A 26,155-nucleotide genomic window follows, 5' to 3' on the forward strand; every position below is an offset into this window, starting at 1 on the left:
CTACGCCGAAGCCACCTTCCACAGGCATATGCGTGCATGCTGTGTATGCGCGAAGGTGAGGCGATGCGGCGAGATGCTAGGCAGCGGTGGCAAAGGCGCTTCGCGAGGGGCAGGCGACGCGCGACGTCGGCGGAAGGCTCGGCACGATCGTGGCGGTTGCGGAGATGCTGCAGGCGGGTGAACTGCTGCTCCGTTTTTTCTTGGCCTCAAAACAAAAACTCGAAAAACAACCCCATGCACAGTAGAGCGCCCCTTGATTGATAAGGGATTTTCGAGCCGCATTGCGATGACATTCGCGGCCGCGATCAAGTTGACCCGTCGGGCAAAACACTGGCAGGATGTCATTCTGGCGCGTGGCCAAGACCGGGGTGTGCGCATGTCCGCTTTTGGAGGCGGGCTGGCATCTGCGGGCAACTCAGGTATTTCACCTTTTGACCACACCGGGCTTTTGCCGAGCGATGAAACGCGCAGCGCAGCACAGATTTGCATCTCGACAGGCCAATTTGAAGCTGCGAAGGAAGAAGGATTGATCTGTTAAATTAATGGCTGGCGAGCGATGATCAGGATCATTCTTTCAGGCGTTGCCTCCGTTTTGTTCGCACAAGCAGCTGCTGCTCAGCAGTACGGTAGCGCAAGTGAAGCGCGTGCGATGCTTGAGAGAGTGGTCGCGGGAATCAAGGCCGATCCGGCCGCCACGATCGAACAAATCAACAAAAGCGATCCGAAGTTCAGCGACAGGGACCTGTATCCGACGTGCGCGGGTCCGGACGGCAAGATGGTCGCCAATCCAAACCCCGCGCGCCTCGGCATCGTTCAGAAAGACAGTAAAGACGCGTCAGGCAAGCCGTATGGAGAAGAGCTAGCCCGAGCCCAGGAGGGAGTTGTTTCAGAAGTCAGCTATCTATCGCCACGTCCTGGCGCTGACAAAACACCCGTTTCGAAGATCGCTTTCGTTACGAAAGTCGCGGGATACATTTGCCTCGTCGGCTACTCGCCGTGATTCCCGCCTTGCAGGATACAACCCGCTTTCCGTCACCCGGTGATCCAATGGCCGGAGCGATCCTCGAAAAAGGGCCTGAAATAGCTCGTAGGATGGGTTGAGCACTTGCGAAACCCATCCTGTTTCACGCTGGATGCTGTCGATGGGTTTCATTGCGCTCAACCCATCCTCGAGCTGATGAAATCATAGAATAGGCAATCGCGCCCCGTTTGTTGGATCCGAGCCGGCCGATAGCTCCAGCCGACCTCACGTCGGCTGTCGAAGGGAAACCGGACGCCGGACCGCGCTTTGCCGCAACCGCCCATCGTGTGACCCCGGTGTCCTACTCCTGCCTGCCGCGAGGCATCTCCAGGAGTCTCTGGAGCAGCGTGGGATGGCTGAGAACCGCGCGCAATTCAGGCTTGTCGAGCCAGGCTGCAGCATCCTCGAAGCTTTCGCATTCTTCGATCTTGGCCCGTGCCGTCGCAAGAGGGACATGGACAGGGCCAAACTTGCGCGGGCTTGCAAGCGAGAGCGAGCCCAGATGCTCGCCCAGCAACTCCTGATCCCGGCTGAGCCGGTGCAGAGCTGCAGCCGTCTCGATGGGCTCCGACGCGACCAGTTCGTTCGCGCGAAGCACCACGGCAGGCGGGCTGTTGGTTTCCGGCGTTGCAAAGACGCCCGGCGCCTGCAGCCGCGAAGACGTTATCATTCCCAGCGGGATTGCAAGCAGGAGACCCACCACGACGGGCGACATCCAGAGCAGCAGCGGCAAAGAGACGGCATAGGCGCTGAGCGCAAGGACCAGGCCGCAAAGGGTCGGTCCGGCGAACTTGCGATAGATCTCGCCGCGGGCAAGTTCTCCGTCGCTCCGGCGCTGCACTTGCCAGCCTGCGTCCCGCCCGACGAGAATTTCCACGACCGCCTTGCTCTGGAAGATCATCATGCAGGGAGCGATCAATGCCGCGATAAGTGTTTCGCAAACCACACCCAGCAGCGCGCGAAGGCCGCCGGCGAAACCGATGCGCCCCTCGCGATGGCTGATCACCACGACATAGGCCAGCAGCTTGGGCACGATCAGAAGTCCCATCGTCGCGGCAAAGACCCAGGCCGCGAGCACCGGGTCCTGTTGCGGCCAGGTGGGAAACAAGCTGTATCCCTTCGGAAAGTATTCGGGCCGGATGAAATGCGCCTGCAATGAGATGAGCAGCCCGAGCACCAGGAACAGAAGCCACAGCGGCGCGGTGAGATAAGAGCCGATGCCCGTCAGCAGATGCAGCCGCGACACCCAGTACAGCCCGCGCGCCGGCAGGACCGCGAGGTGCTGCAGGTTGCCCTGGCACCAGCGACGATCTCTCCCTGCAAAGTCCAGCACCGACGGAGGGACCTCTTCGAAGCTGCCCCCGATATTCGGGGCCATATAAATCCTCCAGCCCGCGCGGCGCATCAACGCGGCCTCGACAAAATCATGGCTCAGGATGTGGCCGCCGAAAGGCTTGCGACCCCGCAGCTCGGGCAAGCCAGCCTCCGCAGCGAAGGCCCGCACGCGGATGATGGCGTTGTGGCCCCAGTAATTGCTGTCGCCACCGTGCCACCAGGCATTGCCGGCCGCGATGATAGGACCGTAAAGACGACCCGAGAACTGCTGCAGCCTGCTGAACAGCGTGCGCGCGTTGACGATGACCGGCTGCGTCTGGATCAGCGCGGCAGCGGGATCGGATTCCATCGCATGGACAAGGCGGACGATGGTGTCGCCCTCCATCAGGCTGTCTGCGTCGAGAACGATCATGTGATCGTAAGCCGCGCCGAACCTGCTGACCCAATCGGCGATGTTGCCGGATTTTCGTGCGGTGTTGTCGGAACGATGCCGGTAGTACAGCCGATCCGCACCACAGGCGCGGCGCAGCTGAACGAAGGTCATCTCCTCACAAATCCAGATATCCGGGTCGGTCGTATCGCTCAGCAAGAACCAGTCGAATTTTTCCCCATAGCCCGTCGCTTCGACCGATTCATACATCGCGCGCAGCCGTGCCATCACGTGATGCGGGTCCTCGTTATAGGTCGGCATCAGCATGGCAGTGCGCGACGTCACCGCAGGCAATGGGCCGGTGGTGTCGAGCGGCAGGCCCGCAGGCCTGCGCGTCAGCAGCGCGTAAAACCCGGCAAGCGCGGACATGAAGGAGAACGCGACCCAGGCGAGCAGCACGAGGAAGAGACCGAGCAGCACCGCTTCGAGAAAGGTCACGCCACCAACTTCGACCACGTCGTACATGCCGTAGCCGCCGGCAGCCGTCAGCAAGGCCGTACCGAGGAAGATGAAGAGGCGGCGGACGATCAGGCCGGCCCCGGGACGAACCGGATCCCGGCCGGATTCTGCCGCGTGGTCCAACTGGCACGGCAGCATCGGGAGCGGACTTTCCGGGGGCAGGAACGGGCGGCCGATGGCGCTCCGCGGCAGCGCGGGGGACTGCTTCACGGCGTCCATCGATAGATCCACACTTCGGAGACCGGCGCTTCGCCCTGCGCCAGGAAAGCGCGCAGTTCGATCGCCGTCTGCCCCTTGACCGCACATTGAAAGCTCAGGCGCCATCCGCCTGTTATCGGATTGGGTTGCGTGACGATGTTGCTGATCTCCGCCTTTTCAGCGGTCACCACGCCTTTAATGGTCTTGGGATCGACGCCTTTGAGCTGGTCGCCGATCAATTCCAGGACGAACAGCTTACTGTCATCGCCCCGGCTGCCGATCCCGGTTCGCGTGAACCGCGCCAGCGCTTCGGGTTTCGGCGCGTCGGGCCCCCAGTGGAGCCGGTAGGTGAAGATGTGCTCGCTCTTGGCCGCCAGCGGCTGCTTGGGTTGCCAGAGCGCGGCGATGTTGTCGTGAACTTCCTCCTTGGTCGGAATTTCGAATAACTTCACCGCCCCATCGCCCCAATCGCCGATCGGTTCGAACCAGAGGCTTGGGCGCTTTTCGAAGGTGGATTCGAGATCCTGATAGGCGGCGAAATTCCGTTCCCGCTGCATCAGGCCGAAGCCGCTTGGATTGCGATCGGCAAAAGTGCTGACCTGCAGATCCCTGGGGTTGTTGAGCGGGCGCCAGAGTTGCTCACCTCTGCCGTTGAAGATCGCAAGTCCGTCCGAGTCGTGGACCGCCGGGCGGAAATCGTCAAAATCCTTGCGGTCGTTTGGCCCGAAGAAGAACATGCTGGTCATCGGCGCGAGTCCGGCATGCTCGACATCGACCCGCGGATAGAGGGCCATCTCGACGTCAAAAACCGTGGTCTGGCCAGGGCGTATGGTGAACCGGTAGCTTGCCGCCGCGCTCTTGCTGTCCAGCAGCGCATGCACCACGAGAGAGGAGGCATTGGGCGCCGGCTTTTCCAGCCAGAACGCCTTGAACACCGGAAACTCTTCGCCCTTGCTTTCGCCGGTATCGATCGCGAGCCCGCGTGCGGACAGACCGTATGTCTGCCCCTTCGCGACGGCCCGGAAGTAGCTTGCGCCCAGGAATACGCAAACCTCGTCGTAGTAATCCGGCTTGTTGATGGGAGCGTGGATGCGGAATCCGGCGAACCCGATATCGACATCCGGCCATTGTCCGAGCCCCTCGCCGAACGAAAAGTCATCGCGCCGATAGGAGACCGGCATGACGTTTTTGTTTGCCACCTGAAAGATCTCGACCCTGTTCTTGTAGAAGAACCCGCGGTGGAAAAACTGTACCTCGTACGGCAGCTTCTCATCACGCCACAGCGCCTTCTCGGGCGCGAAACGAATGGATCGGTATTGGTCATAGTCGAGATTCTTCAGCGCATCCGGCAGCTTCTCGTCGGCAGGCGCGAACGGCTTGGCGGCAAGCGCGCGGGCAAGCTCGCGGACGTAGGATGGACTGAAGGACGGGGCGGAGCCCGTCTCGGCCGCCGTTGCACGCGGCAGTATAGCGACAGCTGAAACAGCAGCCGACGCGTGAAGAAGTTGACGGCGGTTCACGCTTGCGTCTCCCCGGTTCGAGCCAGGAGAGGAAACGACCTATGTTCCCCAGAGTTCCGTTTGCGCAAAGCGGGTGCGAGGCTCGTCATTTCAGCCCAATGTTTGGGCGAACTCAGGGATACGTTCTTGAGTCTGGACGCAGTGGCGGCCTTATCCGCGGCTCCGCGATGTCGAAAAAATGGTCTCAAGCCGAACAACGCTGAAGCTGCCTTGATGCCGGCTGTCGCGGGCAACCGGACGCGGGGGTGCGCTTGCCTCGACCGCCGCTCGTGACCCATTGCGGAAGTTCAACATCAACCGCGAGCAATCGGCCTAGGTGTTCTCCATTGTATGGCCTAGACTCGCCGCATGGGACTATTGACCTTCAGCATCAACGTTACCCTGGATGGCTGCGTCGACCACCAGGAGGGTATTGCCGACGACGAGACGCACACCTTCTTCACCCGCCTTATGGACGAGGCCGGGGCGATGCTGTGGGGTCGCGTCACCTACGAGATGATGGAGAGCTACTGGCCGGCAGTCGCCCGTGGCGACGAAGAGGCGGCGCCGGCGATGCGCGAGTGGGCGATCAAGCTGGAGGCCAAGCCGAAGTACGTAGTGTCGTTGACGCGAAAGGCTTTCCCGTGGACCAACAGCCACCACATCGCCGGCGACCTCCGCAGGGGCGTGCAGGGGCTCAAGGACGCGACCCCGGCCGGCGTGCTCCTCGGTAGCGGCAAGCTCGCGACCGAGCTGGACCGGCTGGATCTAATCGACGAGTACAAGCTCCTCGTCCACCCGAGGATCGCCGGCCACGGTCCGACCCTCTACCAGAGCGGGCTGCCCAGCACACGATGGCTCGAACTGATCTCGGCCAAGCCGCTCCGCAGCGGCGCGGTCGCCATGCATTACCGGCGCGCGCGCTGACTCATAGCAGCTTCTTCTCGCCCAGCTCGCGGGCCTGCGCGTCCTAGGAAGCCTTCTCGCCGCGCAACACGGCATACCCCCTGCGGCTGCCATGGGAGCTCGGTTGATTAGGCCGGAGACTGGCAATGGCGGCTTTCCACCCCAAGCCCAACAAACGAACGAGTCGCCGCCGCGTCGGCTGTCCGAGGGAGAACGGACCTCGCACGATAGACGTGCTGACCGCAGCTTTTGACCCAAAGCGGATCTAAACGAACGAATGTATTCGAATTTACTCGTTAAGCTCCATGAAACGAAGCCAATCTACTGGTCGAGCGGGACATCTCGGAAATCAACATGAAATCCCTCGAATTGAAATTCCGCATACGCGACAGGGCTTCTGATCGAGCCTTAGACATTCACAAAGTTAGAAATTTCGCTGAGGACCTGAGCCTGCATTTGAAGGACCTTGGCAGGCTGCCGATGGACGAGGCTGATCGGGCTACCGATACGATCGTAGTGCATGACATTCACTCCCGACAACTCCGTCGCTGCCGAGTTCACGTAGATAGATTTCTGGAAAAACACTTCCTCTCGGACGATTGTGACATCATTGAGCATCATTGAGCATCATTGAACCGGAGATCTGCTTTTCCGGTTCTGGCCCATAAGCGACTTGCCGTGCCGTCCGCCGCTTCGTCAGCTCGTGACCCTGGCTGTGTAAAAACGCGAGGAGACGAAAGACGGCTAGAATCATGTTCTTCAATTCGTCGTCTAACTTGAAATCGCTCGCGAGCATGAGCGTTAGATCGGCCTCGGACGAATAACTTGTTCTATCGCTCTCAACCGTCTTGCCGTTTTCACACAGCCAAGACCCGAAGGCGACATCGCGCTTTACCTGAGGCGGGTCTTCCTGGAGCGTTCTGAGCCGCGGGACTAGCGTGGCGCCCACTTGTTAAGGATCCACTTGCCGTTGACCAATGTTACTTCGGCGGGGTGGGTCAACATCGCCCGACTGCCATCCTCATGAAGCGTCACATTCAGCAAGAGGCGTTCATCGCTATCCCAGCGGACAAACTCCCAATTTTCATATTCTGTCGGCCTATAGTGTATGCTCGGTCCATTCACATTCATATCCGCCGGGAGAATGTCGAAGCCATTGTTGGCGTCGCTCGGGCCGTCAATTGCCTTGACTGAGGCCAACCATCGCTTGCTAGGTGAATAGCCCGGAGGGGCGACAATCCTCTGCTTACGACCATCTCGTTGACTGACTAAAAACCAAGCGTCGCTTTCATAACCCTGATCGTGGACCAAGAACAATCTGCCCTTCGGGAAGTAGTCATACAGAGAATAGATTTCGCACGTATCAGGATTTCGCTCGCAATTGCTCTTATCTTTGAACAATCTGACCTTGCCATTATCGAGCTTGAGTTGAAGACTTGCACTGCCTCGAACGACGGCTCCGGCGGCTTGATTGATACAAGCGCGTTCGCTTTCTGGTGAAAATGGATCGCCGTCGATCCGTGTTACCTTCAATTTGTCATCCAAGATCACGTCGGGATGCTTGCACACTCCATCGCGCGGTTCCGGTGAGAAGCATGTGTAACCTTCAGGGCAAGGAGTGCCAGGTCGAAATTCTGCGGATGCTTCAGACATGCCCCACAGCAGGGCCACAGCTGAAAGAAGCGTAGATATGGAAGAGACCGAACCCATTCGCCACCTACTTCGTGGGGAGCGCGGCACCTTACACGGGCCGAAATCAACTTGCCCAGGCGTCTCGCCGGCTTCGTTAATGGACGGTGCGTGTCGTCGCTGGCCTTACGCCCCGCCAATGTCGCCTTGTGGCCCTGAGCCGAACAACGGGCGAGCTGTCGCCACGTCGGCTGTCCGAGGGAGACCAGACCTCACACGATGGGGGCTGACCGCAGCTTTTGACCCGAAGCGGATATCCGGGCGCCCAATTTGCTGTTACGCACAACGCAGTCACAGCGCCCGCGAAGATGCAAAGGAGATGCCCCCATGCCGCTTCTTTCGAGAAGGCAATTCAGCACACTTGCGGGCGGCATTGTATTGGCGGGAGGGGCTAGAGGCCCTGAGCTCGGTGGCGGCATAGCCTTCGCTCAAACCGTCCCTGCCCAAAAGGATCCGACCGGCGGGCAGCCTGCGCCCGGCTCGCGACCGTCTGTTGCTGACCTCGACTATCAAGTCATCTACCAGCGCGCGTTTGAGACGGTGCTTTGGTCAATTTCCGCCGTTTCGATCTACCGCTTGCGGGCAGGAGCCCTCGACAATTTCGACATGACCGACAATGACATCCTCGCCAACTCCGGGGTGTGCAAGCCGAATAACGAACTGCTGACGGCGAATAGCTCGACGCCTTACATCGCATCTTACACTGATCTGCGTAAGGGTCCTGTGGTGCTCGAAGTGCCGGAGTCCGGCGCGAGCGGCACTCTCTACGGCCAGGTGGTGGACGCCTGGCAAATCACCATCGCCGATGTCGGTCCATCCGGCCTCGACCGGGGCAAGGCGTCAAAATACCTTTTCACGCCACCCCGTTACGCCGGCCCCATCCCCGACGGCTACATCCACGTCGCCTCGCCGAGTTTCCGCATCGCCTTCGGTTTCCGTTCGATCCGTGCGCCGGGCAAGACCGATGCTGACGCCTACGCCTATTCCAAGAAGCTGCGGATGTACTACCTGTCGCAGGTGGACAACCCGCCCCAACAGAAGTTTCTTGATCTCGTCAACTTGGTCTACCCGACGCTCCCGTTCTACGACGAGCGATATTTTGCGGATGTCCACGCGATCTTCTCGGTTGAGCCGATCGCGGAGAAGGACAAGATCATGGTGGGCAACCTGCGCTCGCTCGGTATTGTACGCGGCAAGCCCTTCGCCCCGACAGAGAAGCAGCGAAGAGCGATGGGCGCCGCGGTCGTCGACGCCTACTTCTACATGGATAAGATGTGGGAGAAAGTCGATCCAGGCTACTACTTTTGGGAAGACCGGAATTATGTCAAGGCGCAGTTCACCGACCGCAATCGCCGCTTCACGTACGAATACGAGGACAGCATCGACATCGATGGTCGAGCGGCCGCCTTCTTCCCTTGCACCTATATGCCAAAGGAGATCAGCGATACGCCGGCCAACGAGTACATGGTCGCGATGGGGACGGGTGACCGAAATCCGTTCGAAGCGGGAAAAACCTACCGCGTCAGGGTGCCAGCTGACATGCCGGTCAGGCAGTTCTGGGCGTTGACAATCTATGATCGCGCCACTTTTGCCTTCATCTACACCGACAGCAGCCGTACGACTCTTTCCATGTACGATCTTGCTTCCATGACCAAGCAACCCGACGACTCGGTTTATCTCTATATCGGGCCGAAGGCACCCAAGGGGCTGGAAGCGAACTGGATTCCAACCGGCGGTAAGCGCCCGTACCCGTTGTTCCGTTTTTACGGAGCGACCGAGGCCCTGAACAGCCGCAGCTTCAAGATGCCCGACTTCGAACTCGTAGCGTGAAGGCTGCGCCGCGAGTTGCTTGCTGCAAGCGCTCACGGCTGCTTTTGGCCCTTAGCCGAACCATGATGATCCCGTGGTGATGTCGGTTATCGTCGGTAGAGCAGACGTGGGGCCGCGCTCGCTGCGACAGCCGCTTGTGGACCCAAAGCGGACAAGCACTCGCACCGTGGCAAGGAGAGCGCCAAAACTTGAGCGACCTCGGTGATGCGTGCATCGACGCCCCGGGGATCTGCCGGCGTGGCACTACTTCTCAGGGAAATCCATTGCCTACCTGACCGGACTGCGCCATCATGATTCCAGTTTAATTTATTAGGAATGATGATGACACGAATGTTTTCGGGCGCCTTGATCGCCGCTGTTTTGTCCCTTGCCGTTACTGTCTTTAGTGCAATATTCCCTGATGCGGCCCGCGCCGCGGGCCTCCAAAATAAGACCTTCTCCGTGACATGGAGCCAGTTCGTGCCCGCTGACTGCGCCGACGGCACCACCAACAAGTACCCGCGTGCTGTCTCTCAGCAGATCTATGTCAGCTCCCTGGGCCGGGTGTTTTCCAAGACTTCGAACCAGGCCGGCAATGCCTCAAATCAGAAGCTGGGCGTATCCGGCGCAGGCACCGCGTTCCATGCCTCCGGCAATCAGATCGTCGGCACCTTCCCTCAACTCAGCGGTGCTTCACGGGAGACGGTGACGCTCGATGCCTCGGGGCAGAGCTGCACGGCCTCTGTGGTGGTGGGAACCGAATCGAAAAAGCCCTTTTCCTGGCGCAACCTGGTGGGCGTGACGTGCACGGCGACCGGAGCAACGACCATTTCCAATGTCAGTTGCTCGGTGCGTGAAGGCAACGCGTTCGCTAACTGATCGCTTTGCACTATCACCCATATCGGCATTCCCTAGGTTCTTGAAGCGAAACATCCAGGTCAGCTTGGAATCACGCCCGCAAATAGGACCGCTGGGGATCGAATACATTCGGCAGCCGACTTCCACACATGGCCCTCAGCCGACTGGTTAGCGCGGGCCGATGCAGTCCGCTCGCGAGAGCAGAGCGGACTTGGCGGGCTAATTGGCGGGCTAACCGGAGTGAGCGGCCCGCCCTAAAACTGATACCGCCGCAGCCCCCCGTCCACCGGGATCACCGTGCCCGTGATGTACCTTGCCACTGGCGAGGCCAGGAACACCGCGAGCGCGGCGAGGTCCTCCGGCTCGCCCCAATAGCCGACCGGGATCTCTTCCTCCGCAAAGCGCTCGCGATAATCCGGCGCGTAGTTGCGGCGGATCTGTTCGCTCATGATGCGGCCGGGCGGGATGCAGTTGATGGTGATGCCGTGCTCGCCGATCTCGCGCGACAGGCCCTTGGCCCAGGCGTGCACCGCGGCCTTGGCCGCGAAGGCGGCGTTGAGGCCTTCCGGCTCGGACTTGCCGGTGATGTTGACGATGCGGCCCCATTTTCGCGCGATCATCTGCGGCAGCAGCGCATGCGCGATGCGGCGGTAGCTGGTGAAGTTCAGCGCAATCGCCTCGTCCCATTTGCTGTCGGGCGCATCGACGGGAAGGGGACGGCTGCCGCCGGCATTGTTGATGAGGATGTCGACATGGCCGAGCTCCTTCAGCGCGAAGGCCGCGATCTTCTCGGCCGCATCCTTTTCCATCACGTCCTGCTCGAACGGCGTGATCAGGCCGGAGCCGACTTCCTTCGCGAGCTCTGCGAGCAGGTCGGAGCGCCGTGCCACGCCGACGACGCGCACGCCTTCCGCAGCCAGGCCGTTGGCGATGGCGCGGCCGATTCCGATGCTCGCTCCTGTCACGATCGCGGTTTTCGATTTGAGCCCGAGGTCCATGGTCACACGCTCTCTTGTTTGCTTTTTTGCTTTTGCCGTTCGTTTCCTGCCCGTCCCGCAGGCCCTGCGAATTGCCTGAGCGGGACGAGCAGTGGTAACCAAGAGCCATCGCGAAGGAAATGAAAAAGAAAAGGCGCCGAACGATGGTCTGGGACCCGCAGCAATATCTGAAATTCTCCGGCCATCGGCTCCGGCCCGCCATCGACCTGTTGATGCGGATTCCGGATGTTGGCCCGCGAACGGTCGCCGATCTCGGCGCTGGCGCCGGCAACGTCACCAAGCTGATCAAAGAGCGCTGGCCGGACGCGGCCGTGACTGGTGTCGAGGGCTCGGCCGAGATGGTTGCCGCCGGTCGCAAGGCGGCGCCCGACGTGGAATGGTCGCATGAAGACCTCGGCCATTGGCGTCCCGCGAAGCAATATGACGTGGTCTATTCCAATGCCGCACTGCACTGGCTGCCCAATCATGCGGCGCTGTTTCCGTCGGTGATGGAGAAGGTGACGCCAGGTGGCATGCTCGCAGTGCAGATGCCGCGCAACTTTCTGGCCCCCTCGCACGTGCTGATCGGCGAGACCGCGCTGAACGGTCCCTGGCGATCGAAGGTCGAGCATCTCGTCACCCCGCCGCCGGTCGAGGGGCCGGCCTTCTATCACGATCTTCTCGCGCCGTTCTCAGAGAATATCGATATCTGGGAGACCGAGTATCTTCAGGTGCTCGAAGGCGACAATCCCGTGAAGGAATGGACCAAGGGGACCTGGCTGACGCGCTACCTCGACGTGTTGCAGGGAGGGGAGAAGGCTGCCTTCGAGGCGGCCTATGGTGAGCGCGTCGCGAAAGCGTACCCGAAGAATGCGGCGGGGCAGACGCTGTTCCCGTTCCGGCGTCTGTTCATGGTCGCCCAGCGCAAGGGCTGATTGCGCTGCAATGCGACATAACCGCTCGCACCCGAGAATGGGAGCGGGTGCCGGGTTGCGCGGACAACGGCCATCAAGATAGCCTGCGGCAAATTGGGCTTAGGTCTAGTTGTTCGGGTGGCGGATTGCTGCCACTACTGAAGGCGCAAAACAAAGCAAAACAAAAAAGACCCGGTATTCCGAGGGTTATTGGGAGGTCCTTCATGCGCAAACTGCTTCTCGCGGTCGTCGCGGCCGCGTTCGCTCTCGCTCCTGATTTGGCCCAGGCCCAGAGCCCTGTTGTCATCAAGTTCAGCCACGTCGTCGCCAACGACACCCCGAAAGGGAAGGGCGCGCTGAAGTTCAAGGAACTCGCCGAGAAGTACACTGACGGCAAGGTCAAGGTCGAGATCTATCCGAACTCCACGCTCTACAAGGACAAGGAAGAGATCGAGGCGCTCCAGCTCGGCTCGGTGCAGATGCTGGCGCCCTCGACGGCGAAATTCGCACCGCTCGGCATCAAGGAGTTCGAGGCGCTCGATCTGCCCTGGCTGTTCAAGGACGATCAAACCTATTCCAACGCGATGAAGGGCACGGTCGGCAAGTGGCTGTTCCAGAAGCTCGAGACCAAAGGGATCACCGGGCTCGCTTATTGGGACAACGGCTTCCACATGCTGTCCGCCAATCGCCCTCTGATGAAGCCGACCGATTTCCAGGGGCTGAAATTCCGCATCTCAGGCTCGAAGATCGCCGACCAGTATCTTCGCATCATGGGCTCGATCCCGCAGATCATGGCGTTCTCTGAAGTGTACCAGGCGCTTCAGACCGGCGTGGTCGACGGCTGCGAGAACACCGCGTCCAACTATCTGACGCAGAAGTTCTACGAGGTGCAGAAGGACATCACCGTGTCCTATCACGCGCATCTGCAATATGCCGTGATCGTCAATTCGAAATTCTGGAACGGCCTGCCGCCCGATATCCGCACCCAGCTCGACAAGGCGATGGCGGAGGCGTCCGACTACACCAACTCGATCGCGCGCCAGGAGAACGAGGACGCGCTGGCCGAGATCAAGAAAACCGGCAAGACCACGCTGCATTATCTGACCGACGCCGACCGCAAGGCATGGCAGGAAGCGATGCAACCGACTTATAAATGGGCAAAGGGCAGGGTCGGGCAGGAAGTGCTCGATCTCGTCGCCAAGGAACTCGACGTCAAGATGAACTGACGGCCGTTCCACACGACAACGCGAACGGTCGGGGGTGATCGCACTCCCGGCCGTTTCGCTCTTGAAGACAGATCAATTCCGGGGGGCCCAGTTGCTGCGCGTGTTGAATCGTTTCCTCGATCATCTCGAGGAGTGGCTGATCGCGACGATGATCGCGGCCGCAACGTCGCTCATCTTCGTTGCCGTGCTGCACCGCTACGGCGCCGGGCTGTCGATCGACATCGCCAAATGGGCGGAGGCCCGCAGCCTTTCCTTCATTGCCGTTCCCGCACGCGCGACGTTCGTGTGGCTTGCCGCGCTCGACCTGTCCTGGGCGCAAGAGCTCTGCATCTACATGTTCATCTGGATGGCGAAGTTCGGCGCGGCCTATGGCGTGCGCACCGGCATCCATGTCGGCGTCGACGTGCTGGTCAACATCCTTCCCGGCGGGTCGCGCCGCCGCGTCATCACCTTCGGCCTTCTGTGCGGCGCGCTGTTCACCGCCATCGTCGCCTATTTCGGGGCCGCGTTCGTCGGCCAGATGTGGCAGACCGGCCAGCAATCCAACGACCTCGAAGCCCCGATGTGGATGGTGTATCTCACCATCCCGCTCGGCTCCGGCTTGATGTGCTTCCGCTTCCTGCAGGTCGCGTGGTCGTTCTACCGCACCGGCGAGCTGCCGCATCACGACATGGCGGGCGTCGAAGGCGTCGAGCCGGACCCTGTGCATCCCGCGCCGGTGACCCCCAGTCAGGTCGCCCGCGACGAGCGCAGCCCGCTCGGCTGGATCCTGATGCTGCTGCCGGTGCTGATCATCGCCATCTGCTTCGCGCATGCGGGTCACGTCATCACGCTGCCGCAGGGCATCCGCGTCGCCATCGTATTCGGGCTCCTGCTCTCGTTGATGCTCACGGGCATGCCGATCTCGATCGCGCTTGGTCTCACCGTGCTGAGCTTCATGTTCACGCTGACCGACGTGCGAACGGAATCGGTGGCGTTGAAGCTGTTCACCGGGATCGAGAATTTCGAGATCATGGCGATCCCGTTCTTCATCCTCGCCGGAAACTTCCTGACCCATGGCGGCGTCGCGCGCCGGATGATCAATTTCGCGACCGCGCTGGTCGGCCATTGGTATGGCGGCCTTGCCCTGTCGGGCGTGGTCGCCTGCGCGCTGTTCGCCGCGATTTCCGGCTCGTCGCCGGCGACCGTGGTGGCGATCGGCTCGGTGATCCTGCCCGCCATGGTCGCGCAGGGATTTCCGAAGCGGTTCGGCGCGGGCGTGATCACGACCTCCGGCTCGCTCGGCATTCTCATTCCGCCGTCGATCCCGATGGTGCTCTATGCCGTTTCCACCAACAGTTCGGTCGGCAAGCTCTTCATTGCGGGCATCGTGCCGGGCTTCGTGCTGGCCTCGCTGCTCGGCGCGACGACCTTCTATCGGGCGTGGCGCAACGACTATCCGCGGATGCGGAAGGCCACCTTCCTCGAGCGTCTCGACGCCTTCCGCAAGTCGATCTGGGGCATCCTGCTGATCGTGATCGTGATCGGCGGAATCTACAGCGGCCTGTTCACGCCGACGGAAGCGGCCGCCGTCAGCGCGGTCTACGCCTTCATCGTCGCCGTGTTCATCTACAAGGATCTGAAGCTGCGGGACGTGCCGCGGGTGCTGCTGTCATCGGCCAATCTCTCGGCGATGCTGCTCTACATCATCACCAACGCCGTGCTGTTCTCGTTCCTGATGACCTACGAGAACGTGCCGCAGGCGCTGGCGCAGTGGATGATCGACCAGGGCTTGGGGTGGATCGGCTTCCTGCTCCTCGTCAACCTGCTGCTGCTGGTTGCCGGCAACGTGATGGAGCCGTCCTCGATCATCCTGATCATGGCGCCGATCCTGTTTCCGGTCGCGATCAAGCTCGGCATCGACCCCATCCATTTCGGCATCCTGATGACGGTCAACATGGAGGTCGGCCTGTGCCATCCGCCTGTCGGCCTCAATCTCTACGTCGCCTCAGGCATCGCCAAGATGGGCATCACCGAGCTCACGGTCGCGGTGTGGCCGTGGCTGCTCACGATGCTCGGATTCCTGGTGGTGGTGACGTATTGGCCCGGTCTGTCGCTGTGGCTGCCGAGATTGCTTGGCATGTAGCGGCGCGAACTGCACGAGCGGTGGCCGACTCTTACCCTCCCCTGGGGGGCAGGGGAATCGCATGTGGCTCTAAGGCATTGCGATTTGGAGAGAAATCGATTCTGAAGGTGGCTCCCGGAGTTGGAGAGGGCGACCGATGGATCGATTTTCGGAGTGCTTCGAAGACCTGCCCGACCCGCGTGCGGACAATGCGCTGCACGACCTGACGGAGCTTTTGTTCATCGCGCTGATGGCGACGTTGTGCGGAGCGACGAGTTGCACCGACATGGCGCTGTTTGCGCGGCTGAAGGCTTATCTTTGGCAGGACGTGCTGGTGCTCAAGCATGGCTTGCCGAGCCATGACACGTTCAGCCGAGTGTTCCGCATGCTCGATCCAAAAGCATTCGAGGCGGCATTCCGCCGCTTTATGGAAGCCTTCGCTCAAGGCGCGCAGATTGCACGGCCGCAAGGCGTGATCGCGTTGGACGGCAAGGCGCTGCGGCGTGGCTACGAGAGCGGCAAAAGCCACATGCCGCCGGTGATGGTGACGGCGTGGGCAGCGCAGACGCGCATGGCGCTGGCCAACGTTCTGGCGCCGAACAACAACGAAGCCGCCGGCGCTTTGCAACTGCTCGAACTCTTGCAACTCAAAGGCTGCGTCGTGACGGCCGATGCACTGCATTGTCACCGAGGGATGGCCAAGCAGATCGTGACGCAGGGCGGCGACTACGTGCTGGCGGTGAAGGAGAACCAGCCCGCCCTGCTGGCTGACGCCAAGGCCGCGATTGCCGCAGCGGCGCGCAAGGGGAAGAAGCCGGTTGCTACCGCCGATGCAGACCATGGGCGTAAGGAAAGACGCAGCGCGCTTGTCGTGCCCGTCAAAGACATGGCCGAGAAACATAACTTTCCCGCCCTCAAAGCTGTCGCCCGGATCACCAGCAAGCGCGGCAAGGACAAAGCTGTCGAGCGCTACTTCCTGATGAGCCAAAACTACAGTCGCACACAGGTTTTGCGCATCGTTCGCACCCATTGGACCATCGAAAACGGCCTGCACTGGCCGCTCGACGTCATCCTCGACGAGGATCTGGCCCGCAACCGCAAGGACAACGGTCCTGCCAACCTTGCCGTCCTCAGGCGACTTGCCCTCAACGTCGCCAGAGCTCACCCCGACAGCACCATCTCCTTGCGTCTCAAGCTCAAGCGGGCCGGCTGGAACGATGCCTTCTTCTTCGAACTCCTCGGCCACATGCGATAGCCCTGCCCTGGGGGGGAGGGTAAGAGCGGCCGCATCGCACGCGCTGCATGACGCCCACAATGGCAATTGCCCGCGCGATGCGGTTAGATACCGCGCGACAGGTGGGAGGAAACAGAATGACAGAACCCAGCAACGAGCCGAAAGACGCCTCTCCCTCCGTCATCGCGCAGCAAGCGACGATGCTGAATGCGCTGCCGTTTTCAGATACGCGGGATTTCGACGATGCCACGCGCGGCTTCCTCGGCACCATCGAGAACGCGAAGATTACTAATCCGCAAGGCAGGACGGTCTGGAGTCTCGAGCCCTACGGCTTTCTCTCCACGGCGCAGGCGCCGGCCACGGTCAATCCGAGCCTGTGGCGGCAGGCGCGGCTCAACATGCATCATGGCCTGTTCGAGGTGGTGCCCGGAATCTACCAGGTGCGCGGGCTCGACATCGCCAACATGACGCTGATCGAGGGCGACAGCGGCGTCATCGTCGTCGACACCCTGACCTCGATCGAAGGCGCGCGCGCCGCGCTCGATCTCTACTACAGGCATCGCGGCCAGCGGCCGGTCGCGGCCGTCATCTTCACGCACACCCACACTGACCACTGGGGCGGTGCGCGCGGCGTGCTGGAGGAGGATGCGCTGGCGAGTGGCCGCGTGCCCATCATCGCGCCGAACCTGTTCATGGAGCATGCCGTCTCCGAGAATATCATCGCGGGGCCTGCGATGCTTCGGCGCGCGCAATATCAGTTCGGTCCGTTCCTCGCCAAGGGTGTGCGCGGGCAGGTCGACAACGGGCTCGGCAAGTCAATGGCCGCCGGGGGCGTCGCACTGCTGCGGCCGACGGATCTGATCATGGCGACCGGCGACAGGCGCGTGATCGACGGCGTCGCATTCGAATTCCAGATGGCGCCGAACAGCGAAGCGCCGGCGGAGATGCATTTCTTCATCCCGCGCTACAAGCTCTTGAACCTCGCCGAGAACTGCACCCACAATTTCCACAATCTGCTGCCGTTCCGCGGCGCCGACGTGCGCGACGCGCTGGCCTGGTCGAAGTACCTCAATGAGGCCTTGCAGCTCTGGGACGGCAAGGCGGAGGCGATGTGCGGCCAGCATCACTGGCCGGTGTGGGGAGCCGAGCGCATCGGCACCATGATCCGGCAGCAGCGCGATCTCTACAAGTTCGCGCATGACCAGACCATCCGCCTGATGAACCACGGCCTCACCGCGGCCGAAATCGCCGAGACGATCCAGCTGCCGAAGAGCCTGGAGGGCGCCTGGCACGGCCGCGGCTATTACGGCCACATCAGGCACAATGTGAAGGCGATCTACCAGAAATATCTCGGCTGGTACGACGCCAACCCGGTCAATCTCGATCCGCTGCCACCGGTGGAATCCGGGAAGAAGTATGTCGAATACATGGGCGGCGCCGATGCGATCCTGACGCGGGCGCGGACGGATTTCGACAAGGGCGAGTTTCGCTTTGTCGCGCAGGCGCTCGGCCATCTCGTCTTCGCCGAGCCTGATAACGGGGCCGCGCGGGCGCTGCTGGCGGATACGCTGGAGCAGCTCGGCTACGCCGCCGAGAGCGCGACCTGGCGCAACGCCTATCTGTTCGGTGCGCAGGAATTGCGACAGGGCATGCCGAAGACGCCGCCGCGCCCGCCGATGCCGCGCGAGACGCTGGCCGCATTGCGTACCTCGCAGCTCTGGGACGTGCTCGGCATCCGCCTCAACGGGCCGAAGGCCGAAGGCAAGCACATCGTCGTGAACTGGAGCTTTTCCGACACCGGCGAGACGTTCGTGCTCAACCTGGAAAATTGCGCGCTGACCTATACCGAGGGCGTGCAGGCGGAAGATGCAGATGCCAGCTTCACCCTCGCGCGCGCGACGCTGGACGAGGTGATCGCCAAGCTGACGAGCTTTCCGGAAGCCGTCGCTGCCGGAAAGGTCAAGCTCTCAGGCAACCCGATGCGGCTCGCCGAGCTGATGGGCCTGATGGACGAATTCCCGAGGATGTTCGAGATCGCGGAGCCGAAGCGGGCGGTGGTGGTGTAGGGCCACCGTAATTTTACCCACACTCGCTGTCGTCGCCCGGCTTGACCGGGCGATCCAGTACGCCGTGGCGAGAGTTGTGTGAACCAACTCCTGCCGCGGCGTACTGGATGCCCCGCCTTCGCGGGGCATGACGGCTCGTATTGAGGCGACCAGCTACTCTGCGCTGCTCACCAGCTTGATCCGCGGCGTCTGGGCCTCGGTCAGGCTGCGATAGGCCGCGAGATAGTCCAGCGCCATTCGGCGTGCGGTGAAACGCTTCTCGAACTGCTTGCGGATGGCAGTGCGGTCGAGCTGGGCAAGACGGCCCACGACGCCGGCCGCGCTGAGGATGTCCTCGACGATGAAGCCGGTGAGCCCCTCGTCGATGATCTCCGGCACCGAGCCGCGGTTGAACGCGACGACCGGCGTTCCGCAGGCCATGGCTTCTATCATCACAAGGCCGAACGGCTCCGGCCAGTCGATCGGCAACAACAGGCCGAGCGCGCCGCTCAGGAAGTCCGACTTCTCATGGTCGCTGATCTCGCCGATGAAATCCACGAGTGGATTGTTCTGGATCATCGGCTTGATCAGCTCATCGTAATAATCCTGGTCGGCACGATCGACCTTGGCCGCGATCTTCAGCGGGATGCCGCAATGAGTCGCAATCTTGATGGCGCGATCGACGCCTTTTTCCGGCGCGATGCGGCCGAGCACGGCGAGATATTCCTGCTTGGCCGGCTTGGGCGTCAGCAAATTCTCCGGCAGGCCGTGGTGGATCGTGGTCACCCAGTTCGCCTGCGGCACCGGTCGCCGCTGGGCGTTCGAGATCGAGATCACGGGCATCTTGGAGAAAGTATTGAACACTGGCTGATGCTCCGGCAGGTCGAGCCGGCCGTGCAGCGTGGTCAGGAACGGTGTCGGCTGCCGGTAGAACAGCGACCACGGATAGTAATCGAGATGGAAATGGAGGAAATCGAACTCCTCGTCGTCACATTTTTGCCGCACGCGCTCCAGGAGCACCATGTGCAGCGCATTGGGATCTCGTACGGAACCGTCGAGGCGAAGCGCCCGCGGCCACAGCGCGTCGAGCTTGGCCGACGTCTGGGAGTCGCCACTGGCGAATAGGGTCACGTCATGTCCAAGGGCAACCAACTCTTCCGTCAACCAGTGCACCACCCGCTCGGTGCCGCCATACAGCTTGGGTGGAACAGCCTCCGTCAACGGAGCTACCTGCGCGATGCGCATCTCACCATCTCCTCTGTGCGATCATGAAAGTTAAGAAACCCCCGCCGTGTGTCGGCACCGGCATGCCAGTCGAGGGAACGTTCTCGCAGTTGCGAGGTTCCTTCAACGAACGTTACTTCTTCGACACACTTCAGCGCGGCCGCGATGATGCCATCTCCTCTTCTCACATCGTCCGCATCCGCATGTCGTGATGACTTGCCCGGGAACCGAGGCGAAGCGGTCGATGTTCAGTCGGCTAAGACAAAAATTGAAATCATCACGACGGGGTCGGTAGTCACATGGATCATCTTTCTGGATACGCGCGCAGGCCATTTGCCTTTGTCTTGCGCTATCTTCGGCGGCGTTTGGCGTCGCACCTGGTGATCCTGACTGCTGTCGTTGCAGCCGTTGCCTGCTCCGTAGGCACGCAGTACGGCGTCAAATCGCTGGTCGACAGCCTCTCCGCGGGACCTTCGCATGGCGGTAGCGTATGGCTGGCATTCATTTTGCTCATGTCGCTGATCGCCGCCGACAACTTCCTTTGGCGCATCGCGAGCTGGACCGCGAGCTTCACCTTCGTCCGGGTCACGGGAGATTTGCGCCGTGACATATTTCGTCATCTGACCGGACACGCGCCGAGCTATTTCTCCGATCGCATGCCGGGCATGCTGACGAGCCGTATCACCGCGACCTCGAACGCGGTGTTCACCGTCGAGAACATGTTCGTTTGGAATGTGTTGCCGCCGTGCATCGCCACAATTGCGGCAATCGCGCTCATTGGAACCGTGAGCCCCTATATGGCGCTCGGCCTGATGGTGATCGCCGGCGGGATGGTGATTGCGATGTTCCATCTGGCGGCGGCCGGAAAGCCCCTCCACGACGACTTTGCCGACAAGGCGGCGGCCGTCGACGGGGAGATGATCGACGTCATCAGCAACATGCCGCTGGTCCGCGCCTTCTGCGGCATCGGCCACGAGCACGAGCGGTTCGACGCCACAGTGAACCGGGAACTGACTGCGCGCAGCCGCAGCCTGCGCTATCTGGAAAAGCTGCGGCTGTTTCATGCCGCCGTGACCGTGCTGCTGACGGTCGCGCTGATGGCCTGGGCGGTCACGCTCTGGCAGCAGGGCGAAGCGACCACCGGCGACGTCGTGCTGGTCTGTACGCTCGGCATCTCGATCCTGAGCGCGACGCGCGACCTGGCTGTTGCGCTGGTTGATGTCACCCAGCATGTGGCTCGCCTGACCGAGGCGATCGCCACGCTCCTGATACCGCACGAACTCCGCGATCACCCCGAGGCCGAGCCGCTGGTCAAGAGCGGCGCCGCGATCGCGTACAACAACGTCGCCTTCGGCTATCCCGGCGGCGAGAAGATCTTCGAGCGGTTCAGCCTGCGCTTGCAGCCCGGCCAGCGCGTCGGTCTGGTCGGCCAGTCCGGCGGCGGCAAGTCGACCCTGTTCACGCTGCTTCAGCGCTTCTACGATGTGGATGAAGGCAGCATCACGATCGACGGCCAGGACATCTCGAAGGTGACGCAGCAGAGCCTGCGTGAGGCGATCTCGGTGGTGCCGCAGGATATCTCGCTGTTCCACCGCTCGATTCGCGAGAACATCCGTTATGGCCGGCCGAACGCGACCGACGACGAGGTGCTGCGCGCGGCGATTGCGGCGCGCTGCGATTTCATCGACAGCTTGCCGGAAGGCCTCGACACCATGGTCGGCGACCGCGGCGTGAAAATGTCCGGCGGCCAGCGCCAGCGCATCGCGATTGCGCGCGCGTTCCTGAAGGACGCGCCGATCCTGCTGCTGGACGAGGCCACCGCCGCGCTCGACAGCGAATCGGAGGAAGCGATCCGCGAGGCACTGTCGCGCCTGATGCGCGGCCGCACCGTGGTCGCGATCGCCCATCGCCTCGCGACGCTGCGCAATTTCGACCGCGTGGTCGTGCTGAAGGGTGGTAAGATCATCGAGGACGGCTCGCCCGAGCGTCTGATGCAGGGTCACGGGCCCTATCGTGAGCTGGTCACGCAGGAAATGAGCCGGCTCGCGCAAGCAGCCGCGTAAAGCCAGAAGTTGCGTCTGCGTTGGTCGCGTTCGAGAAATAAGCCGCAGGGGAGCAGCTCATGGCAGCCGAAGCCGTAACCCAGATCATCTCGGTATCTCAGACGGTGGAGGCCGTCGCGGAGCAGGCGTTCTACATTCCGATGACGGGGCCCGCCGCGCGGCCCCGTCGCTCGCTCAAGCACGACGACACTTTCATCGTGCTTGACAGCCATGGCGACATCGGCGCTTCCGCCGGCGGGCCGGACGGGCTGTTCAACCATGACACGCGTTATCTGGCGCGGCTGGAGCTGGTGCTCGACGACCTTCAGCCGCTCTTGCTTGGCTCGAATTTGCGCGACGACAATTCGGCGCTCACGATCGATCTCACCAATCCCGACATCTACCGCCAGGGCCGCATCGTCCTTCAGAAGGACCTGCTGCACATCGTGCGCACGATCTTCCTCTGGCACGGCGCCGCCTATCAGCGCATCGGCGTCCAGAACCACGGCGACCGCCGCGCCGGCTTCGAGCTGACGCTGCTGTTCGACAATGATTTTGCCGATCTGTTCGAGGTGCGCGGCGAGCGGCGCCCGCGCCGCGGGACCGGCACCAGCAGGCTGCTGGGACCGACCGACGTGCTGTTCGAATATCACGGTCTCGACGAGGCCGAGCGCACGACGGGGCTGCATTTCGATCCGCGGCCGACGCGGCTGTCGGTGAATGCCGCGACCTGGCAGATTGAGCTCGATCCGCACGAGGCGAAATCGCTGTTCGTGGCCGTGTCGTGCAACCGGCCGATCGCGGAGAAGCCGGCCCGCTTTTTCCGGGGCCTGCTCGCCCATCGCCGCGAGATGCGGCAATCGACGATGGGGGCCGCCAGCATCGAGACCTCCAACAACATCTTCAACGAGGTGCTGTGCCAGGCCATGGCCGACCTCAACATGTTGATGACGGAGACGCCGCAGGGGCGTTATCCCTATGCCGGCATTCCCTGGTATTCGACGACGTTCGGCCGCGACGGCCTGATCACCGCGCTTCAGATGCTCTGGGTCGACCCGCGGATCGCCAAGGGCGTGCTGCGGCGGCTCGCGCATTTCCAGGCGGAGGCCGTCGATCCGCTCAACGATGCGGCGCCCGGAAAGATCCTGCACGAGATGCGCGGCGGCGAGATGGCGGCGCTGCGCGAGGTGCCGTTCGCGCAATATTACGGCAGCGTCGATTCGACCGCCTTGTTCGTCCTGCTCGCCGGGCGCTATTTCGAACGTACCGGCGACGAGAAGACGCTGATGGAGCTGTGGCCGGCGATCGAGGCGGGGCTGGCCTGGATGGACGGGCCCGGCGACCCCGACAATGACGGCTTCGTCGAATATCAGCGCGCCACCGAAAAGGGGCTCGCCAACCAGGGCTGGAAGGACTCCTATGATGCGATCTTCCATGCCGACGGCCAGCTCGCGGAGGGCAATCTCGCGCTCGCGGAAGTGCAGGGTTACGTGTTCGTCGCCAAGCAGATCGCCGCACGCTGTGCGCTGAAGCTCGGCAAGCCTGATCTCGCCAAGAAGCTCGAGACCGAAGCGAAGACGCTGGCCGAGCGTTTCGAAAAGGCATTCTGGTGCGATGAGCTCGGGACTTATGCGCTTGCGCTCGACGGCAAGAAGAGGCCCTGCAAGGTGCGGACCTCCAATGCCGGGCAGGTGCTGTTCAGCGGCATGATCCGTGAGGATCGTGCGCGCCTCGTCGCCGCCGACCTGATGCGGCCGCATTTCTTCTCAGGCTGGGGCATCCGCACCGTCGCCGTCGGCGAGGTGCGCTACAACCCGATGTCCTATCATGACGGCTCGATCTGGCCGCATGACAATGCGCTGATCGCGCTCGGGCTCGCGCGCTATGGGCTCAAGCATTCGGTCGCGCATGTCTTCAAGGGCCTGTTCGATGCCGCGACCTACATGGATCTGCGGCGGCTGCCTGAATTGTTCTGCGGCTTCCGGCGCGAGAAGCGGCGCGGCCCGACGCTCTATCCGGTTGCCTGCGCGCCGCAGGCCTGGGCCAGCGCCACGCCGTTCACGCTGCTGGAGGCGGCGCTCGGCATCGAGTTCGACGTCGCGCGCGGCGAGATTCGCCTGCGCAATCCGCATCTGCCGGCGTTCCTGAACGAGGTGATCATGCGCGATCTGCGCCTCGGCGAATCCAGCGTGGATCTGCGCGTCAGCCGCCACGGCGACGACGTGGCGCTGGAGGTGTTGCGGACGCGCGGCCAGATTCAGGTGTCGATCGTGCTGGCGCGCTGACGGCGCCCAGCGAGGAGGGTATATGCGTACGATCGGAGCGTTGATGCTGAGCGTGGCGGTCGTCGCGGGATTGTCGGTCGCCATGTCCCGCGCCGCGGAGCCGCCGACGGTGGCCCCAACGACGCCCCCAAGCGAAGCGAACGCGCCGGCGACGGTGCCGCCGCCGGCCTCCGCCGTGCCCGTGACGCCGAAGGACGCCGCGCCGCCGCCCTCGGTGACCATCATCGGCGCGAGCGACGCACACGGCGTGCTCGGCCGCGACGTGCGCAGCGCCGCCGACGAGGACATGGGCCGCATCGTCGACATCATCGTCGACCGCACCGGCCATGTGCGCGCGGCCGTGATCGATTTCGGCGGCTTCCTCGGCGTCGGCAGCCGCAAGATCGTGGTGGACTGGAATGCGATGCGGTTCGGCAAGATCGCCAACAAGAAGGACAGTATCACGCTGGAATTGACCAAGGCGCAGGTCGCCGCCGCGCCGGAATACAAGGAAGACACGCCGATGGTCGTGCTCGGCGCGTCCGGTAGCCTGCAACCGCTGCAAGCGATTCAGTGAGGCGCGGGGAGGGATGGCCGCCGGTGCTATTGTCGAGGAAGCCGAACCACGCAGATCGCGATCGACGCGTTGAACAGGACAACGTTACGGCGCCGCCGCCTGCAGGCCTTCCGGCGCCGTCGCGCCAGAGCCTGCGCGGCCTCGACTGGTTCATCTTCTTCCTCGCCGACGTGCAGACCGGGTTCGGTCCCTTCATCGCGGTCTATTTGACGACGCAGAAATGGACCCAGGTCGAGATCGGCCTCGTGCTGTCGATCGGTGGCATCGTCGCCCTGATCGGCCAGATGCCGGGCGGCGCCATCATCGACGCCGCGAAATCCGAGCGCCTGGTGGCTGCGCTTGCGATCGCGACCATCGGCTGCTGTGCGCTCGCCTATGCGGCGATGCCGATCTTCCCCGTGGTGGTGGCCGCCGCCACCCTGCATGCGGCGGCGAGCTGCGTGCTGGGCCCGGCCATCGCGGCGATCAGCCTCGGTCTTGTCGGCCCGCTCGCGATCGGCGAGCGGCTCGGCCGCAATGCGCGCTTCGCATCCCTCGGCAACGGCGTTGCCGCCGCGGTGATGGGCACGGCAGGTTACCTGCTGTCGAGCCGTTCGGTATTCCTCGTCACCTTCCTGCTCGCGATTCCGACCTTGATTGCGCTGTCGCGCATCCGTGAGGAGGAGGTCGACATCGCGCGTTGCCACGGCGAGATGCCGCGCGAGGCGAAGGATCGCGGCGATACCAATATCTGGCATTTGATCCGGCAAAAGCCGCTGATCGTCTTCGCGCTGAGCGTGCTGCTGCTGCAACTGGCGAATGCCGCGATGATGCCGCTGATGGCAAGCGCGGTGACGGCGCGGTCTAGCCAATGGGCGACGGTGCTCGTCGCCTTCTGCATCGTCGTGCCGCAGGCGATCGTGGCGCTGCTGTCGCCGACCGTGGGGCGCAAGGCGCAGGCGTGGGGCCGGCGGCCGCTGCTGCTGATCGGTTTCGCGGCACTGACGATTCGCGGCCTGCTGTTCGCGACCGTGCGGGATCCGTATCTGCTGGTCGCGGTGCAGGTGTTCGACGGTATCACGGCGGCGGTGTTCGCGGTGATGATCCCGCTGATCGTGGCCGACGTCGCCTTCGGCAGCGGGCACTTTAACCTCGCGCAGGGCATCGTCGGCACTGCGATCGGCATCGGCGCCTCGCTGAGCACGGCGCTTGGCGGCTATGTCAGCGACAAGTTCGGCAATGCCACCGCCTTCATCGGGCTGTCCGGCGTCGCCGCGACGGGACTGTTGCTGATTCTGTTCGTGATGCCGGAAACCCGGCGCACGGGAATGATCGCGGCAAAAGAAATGGCCGGCTGAACGAAGT

General features: G+C 62.5%; 22 protein-coding genes and 1 pseudogene. 17 read left to right on the forward strand and 6 right to left on the reverse strand.

Features of this window, described 5'->3' with window-relative positions; all coding sequences use genetic code 11:
* Window positions 1–86: 86 nt before the first annotated feature.
* The 3 genes from I3J27_RS10040 to I3J27_RS10050 are packed head-to-tail and all read left to right on the forward strand — an operon-like array spanning window position 87 to window position 1,000.
* Window positions 87–245 carry a hypothetical protein gene (locus I3J27_RS10040; RefSeq protein ID WP_270168232.1) on the forward strand — a complete coding sequence of 53 codons (159 nt, stop codon included), beginning with the start codon at window positions 87–89 and terminating at the stop codon, window positions 243–245.
* A gap of 8 nt (window positions 246–253) precedes the next feature.
* On the forward strand, window positions 254–538 hold the full coding sequence (locus tag I3J27_RS10045; RefSeq protein WP_270168234.1) for a hypothetical protein: 285 nt from the start codon (window positions 254–256) through the stop codon (window positions 536–538).
* Window positions 539–556: 18 nt separating this feature from the next.
* Window positions 557–1,000, forward strand: coding sequence for a cache domain-containing protein (locus I3J27_RS10050; RefSeq protein ID WP_270168236.1), 444 nt, complete (start codon window positions 557–559; stop codon window positions 998–1,000).
* A gap of 322 nt (window positions 1,001–1,322) precedes the next feature.
* On the opposite strand, the gene mdoH is transcribed toward I3J27_RS10050, so the two are convergent.
* Window positions 1,323–3,464 (reverse strand): glucans biosynthesis glucosyltransferase MdoH, encoded by a 2,142-nt coding sequence (gene mdoH / locus I3J27_RS10055; protein ID WP_270168238.1) that lies wholly within the window; start codon window positions 3,462–3,464, stop codon window positions 1,323–1,325.
* Window positions 3,452–4,912 carry a glucan biosynthesis protein G gene (locus I3J27_RS10060; protein WP_370691971.1) on the reverse strand — a complete coding sequence of 487 codons (1,461 nt, stop codon included), beginning with the start codon at window positions 4,910–4,912 and terminating at the stop codon, window positions 3,452–3,454. Before I3J27_RS10060 ends, mdoH begins: the two co-directional genes overlap by 13 nt.
* A gap of 399 nt (window positions 4,913–5,311) precedes the next feature.
* Between I3J27_RS10060 and I3J27_RS10065 the strand changes: the two genes are divergently transcribed.
* Complete coding sequence (locus I3J27_RS10065) at window positions 5,312–5,869, forward strand: dihydrofolate reductase family protein (RefSeq protein WP_270168242.1); 558 nt, start codon at window positions 5,312–5,314, stop codon at window positions 5,867–5,869.
* Between the two features lie 586 nt (window positions 5,870–6,455).
* Here I3J27_RS10065 and I3J27_RS10070 read toward each other — a convergent pair.
* Both I3J27_RS10070 and I3J27_RS10075 read right to left on the reverse strand, forming a co-directional pair.
* Window positions 6,456–6,797 (reverse strand): hypothetical protein, encoded by a 342-nt coding sequence (locus tag I3J27_RS10070; RefSeq protein ID WP_270168244.1) that lies wholly within the window; start codon window positions 6,795–6,797, stop codon window positions 6,456–6,458.
* A complete protein-coding gene (locus I3J27_RS10075) occupies window positions 6,782–7,393 on the reverse strand; it encodes a hypothetical protein (RefSeq protein WP_270168246.1) in 612 nt (203 codons plus the stop codon). Before I3J27_RS10075 ends, I3J27_RS10070 begins: the two co-directional genes overlap by 16 nt.
* Before the next feature lie 471 nt (window positions 7,394–7,864).
* Here I3J27_RS10075 and I3J27_RS10080 point away from each other — a divergent pair, with 471 nt between their 5' ends.
* Entirely contained in the window at window positions 7,865–9,367 is a 1,503-nt protein-coding gene (locus I3J27_RS10080; RefSeq protein WP_270168248.1) for a DUF1254 domain-containing protein, read from the forward strand.
* A gap of 330 nt (window positions 9,368–9,697) precedes the next feature.
* On the forward strand, window positions 9,698–10,225 hold the full coding sequence (locus I3J27_RS10085) for a hypothetical protein (protein WP_270168250.1): 528 nt from the start codon (window positions 9,698–9,700) through the stop codon (window positions 10,223–10,225).
* 233 nt (window positions 10,226–10,458) lie between these two features.
* On the opposite strand, the gene I3J27_RS10090 is transcribed toward I3J27_RS10085, so the two are convergent.
* Entirely contained in the window at window positions 10,459–11,202 is a 744-nt protein-coding gene (locus I3J27_RS10090) for an SDR family NAD(P)-dependent oxidoreductase (RefSeq protein WP_270172654.1), read from the reverse strand.
* Window positions 11,203–11,345: 143 nt separating this feature from the next.
* Here I3J27_RS10090 and I3J27_RS10095 point away from each other — a divergent pair, with 143 nt between their 5' ends.
* The 6 genes and pseudogenes from I3J27_RS10095 (at window position 11,346) to I3J27_RS10115 (ending at window position 18,725) form a co-directional block, all read left to right on the forward strand.
* Complete coding sequence (locus I3J27_RS10095) at window positions 11,346–12,116, forward strand: methyltransferase domain-containing protein (RefSeq protein WP_270168252.1); 771 nt, start codon at window positions 11,346–11,348, stop codon at window positions 12,114–12,116.
* Between the two features lie 203 nt (window positions 12,117–12,319).
* Entirely contained in the window at window positions 12,320–13,321 is a 1,002-nt protein-coding gene (locus I3J27_RS10100; protein WP_270168254.1) for a DctP family TRAP transporter solute-binding subunit, read from the forward strand.
* Between the two features lie 346 nt (window positions 13,322–13,667).
* Window positions 13,668–13,901: pseudogene (locus I3J27_RS39070) on the forward strand (TRAP transporter small permease); the annotation flags it as partial.
* 303 nt (window positions 13,902–14,204) lie between these two features.
* Window positions 14,205–15,446: a TRAP transporter large permease gene (locus I3J27_RS39075; RefSeq protein WP_370691972.1), complete on the forward strand. Its 1,242-nt coding sequence runs from the start codon at window positions 14,205–14,207 to the stop codon at window positions 15,444–15,446.
* A gap of 136 nt (window positions 15,447–15,582) precedes the next feature.
* A complete protein-coding gene (locus I3J27_RS10110) occupies window positions 15,583–16,680 on the forward strand; it encodes an ISAs1 family transposase (protein ID WP_270161936.1) in 1,098 nt (365 codons plus the stop codon).
* Between the two features lie 116 nt (window positions 16,681–16,796).
* Complete coding sequence (locus tag I3J27_RS10115; RefSeq protein ID WP_270168258.1) at window positions 16,797–18,725, forward strand: alkyl/aryl-sulfatase; 1,929 nt, start codon at window positions 16,797–16,799, stop codon at window positions 18,723–18,725.
* Between the two features lie 153 nt (window positions 18,726–18,878).
* On the opposite strand, the gene I3J27_RS10120 is transcribed toward I3J27_RS10115, so the two are convergent.
* Window positions 18,879–19,949 (reverse strand): glycosyltransferase family 4 protein, encoded by a 1,071-nt coding sequence (locus tag I3J27_RS10120; RefSeq protein WP_270168260.1) that lies wholly within the window; start codon window positions 19,947–19,949, stop codon window positions 18,879–18,881.
* A gap of 23 nt (window positions 19,950–19,972) precedes the next feature.
* On the opposite strand from I3J27_RS10120, the gene I3J27_RS10125 reads away from it, so the two are divergent.
* From I3J27_RS10125 to I3J27_RS10145, 5 genes are all read left to right on the forward strand, one after another.
* The gene (locus I3J27_RS10125) at window positions 19,973–20,140 is read left to right on the forward strand and encodes a hypothetical protein (protein WP_270168262.1); all 168 of its coding nucleotides are present in this window, start codon (window positions 19,973–19,975) and stop codon (window positions 20,138–20,140) included.
* An 87-nt stretch (window positions 20,141–20,227) separates the two neighbouring features.
* The gene (locus I3J27_RS10130; protein WP_270168264.1) at window positions 20,228–21,991 is read left to right on the forward strand and encodes an ABC transporter ATP-binding protein; all 1,764 of its coding nucleotides are present in this window, start codon (window positions 20,228–20,230) and stop codon (window positions 21,989–21,991) included.
* Window positions 21,992–22,050: 59 nt separating this feature from the next.
* Window positions 22,051–24,255 carry an amylo-alpha-1,6-glucosidase gene (locus I3J27_RS10135; protein WP_270168266.1) on the forward strand — a complete coding sequence of 735 codons (2,205 nt, stop codon included), beginning with the start codon at window positions 22,051–22,053 and terminating at the stop codon, window positions 24,253–24,255.
* 22 nt (window positions 24,256–24,277) lie between these two features.
* Window positions 24,278–24,811, forward strand: coding sequence for a PRC-barrel domain-containing protein (locus I3J27_RS10140; protein WP_270168268.1), 534 nt, complete (start codon window positions 24,278–24,280; stop codon window positions 24,809–24,811).
* A gap of 23 nt (window positions 24,812–24,834) precedes the next feature.
* Window positions 24,835–26,148, forward strand: a complete 1,314-nt coding sequence (locus I3J27_RS10145) for an MFS transporter (protein WP_270168271.1) — start codon at window positions 24,835–24,837, stop codon at window positions 26,146–26,148.
* Window positions 26,149–26,155 lie beyond the last annotated feature (7 nt).

The organism is Bradyrhizobium xenonodulans (genome assembly GCF_027594865.1).
Taxonomy (GTDB): domain Bacteria; phylum Pseudomonadota; class Alphaproteobacteria; order Rhizobiales; family Xanthobacteraceae; genus Bradyrhizobium; species Bradyrhizobium xenonodulans.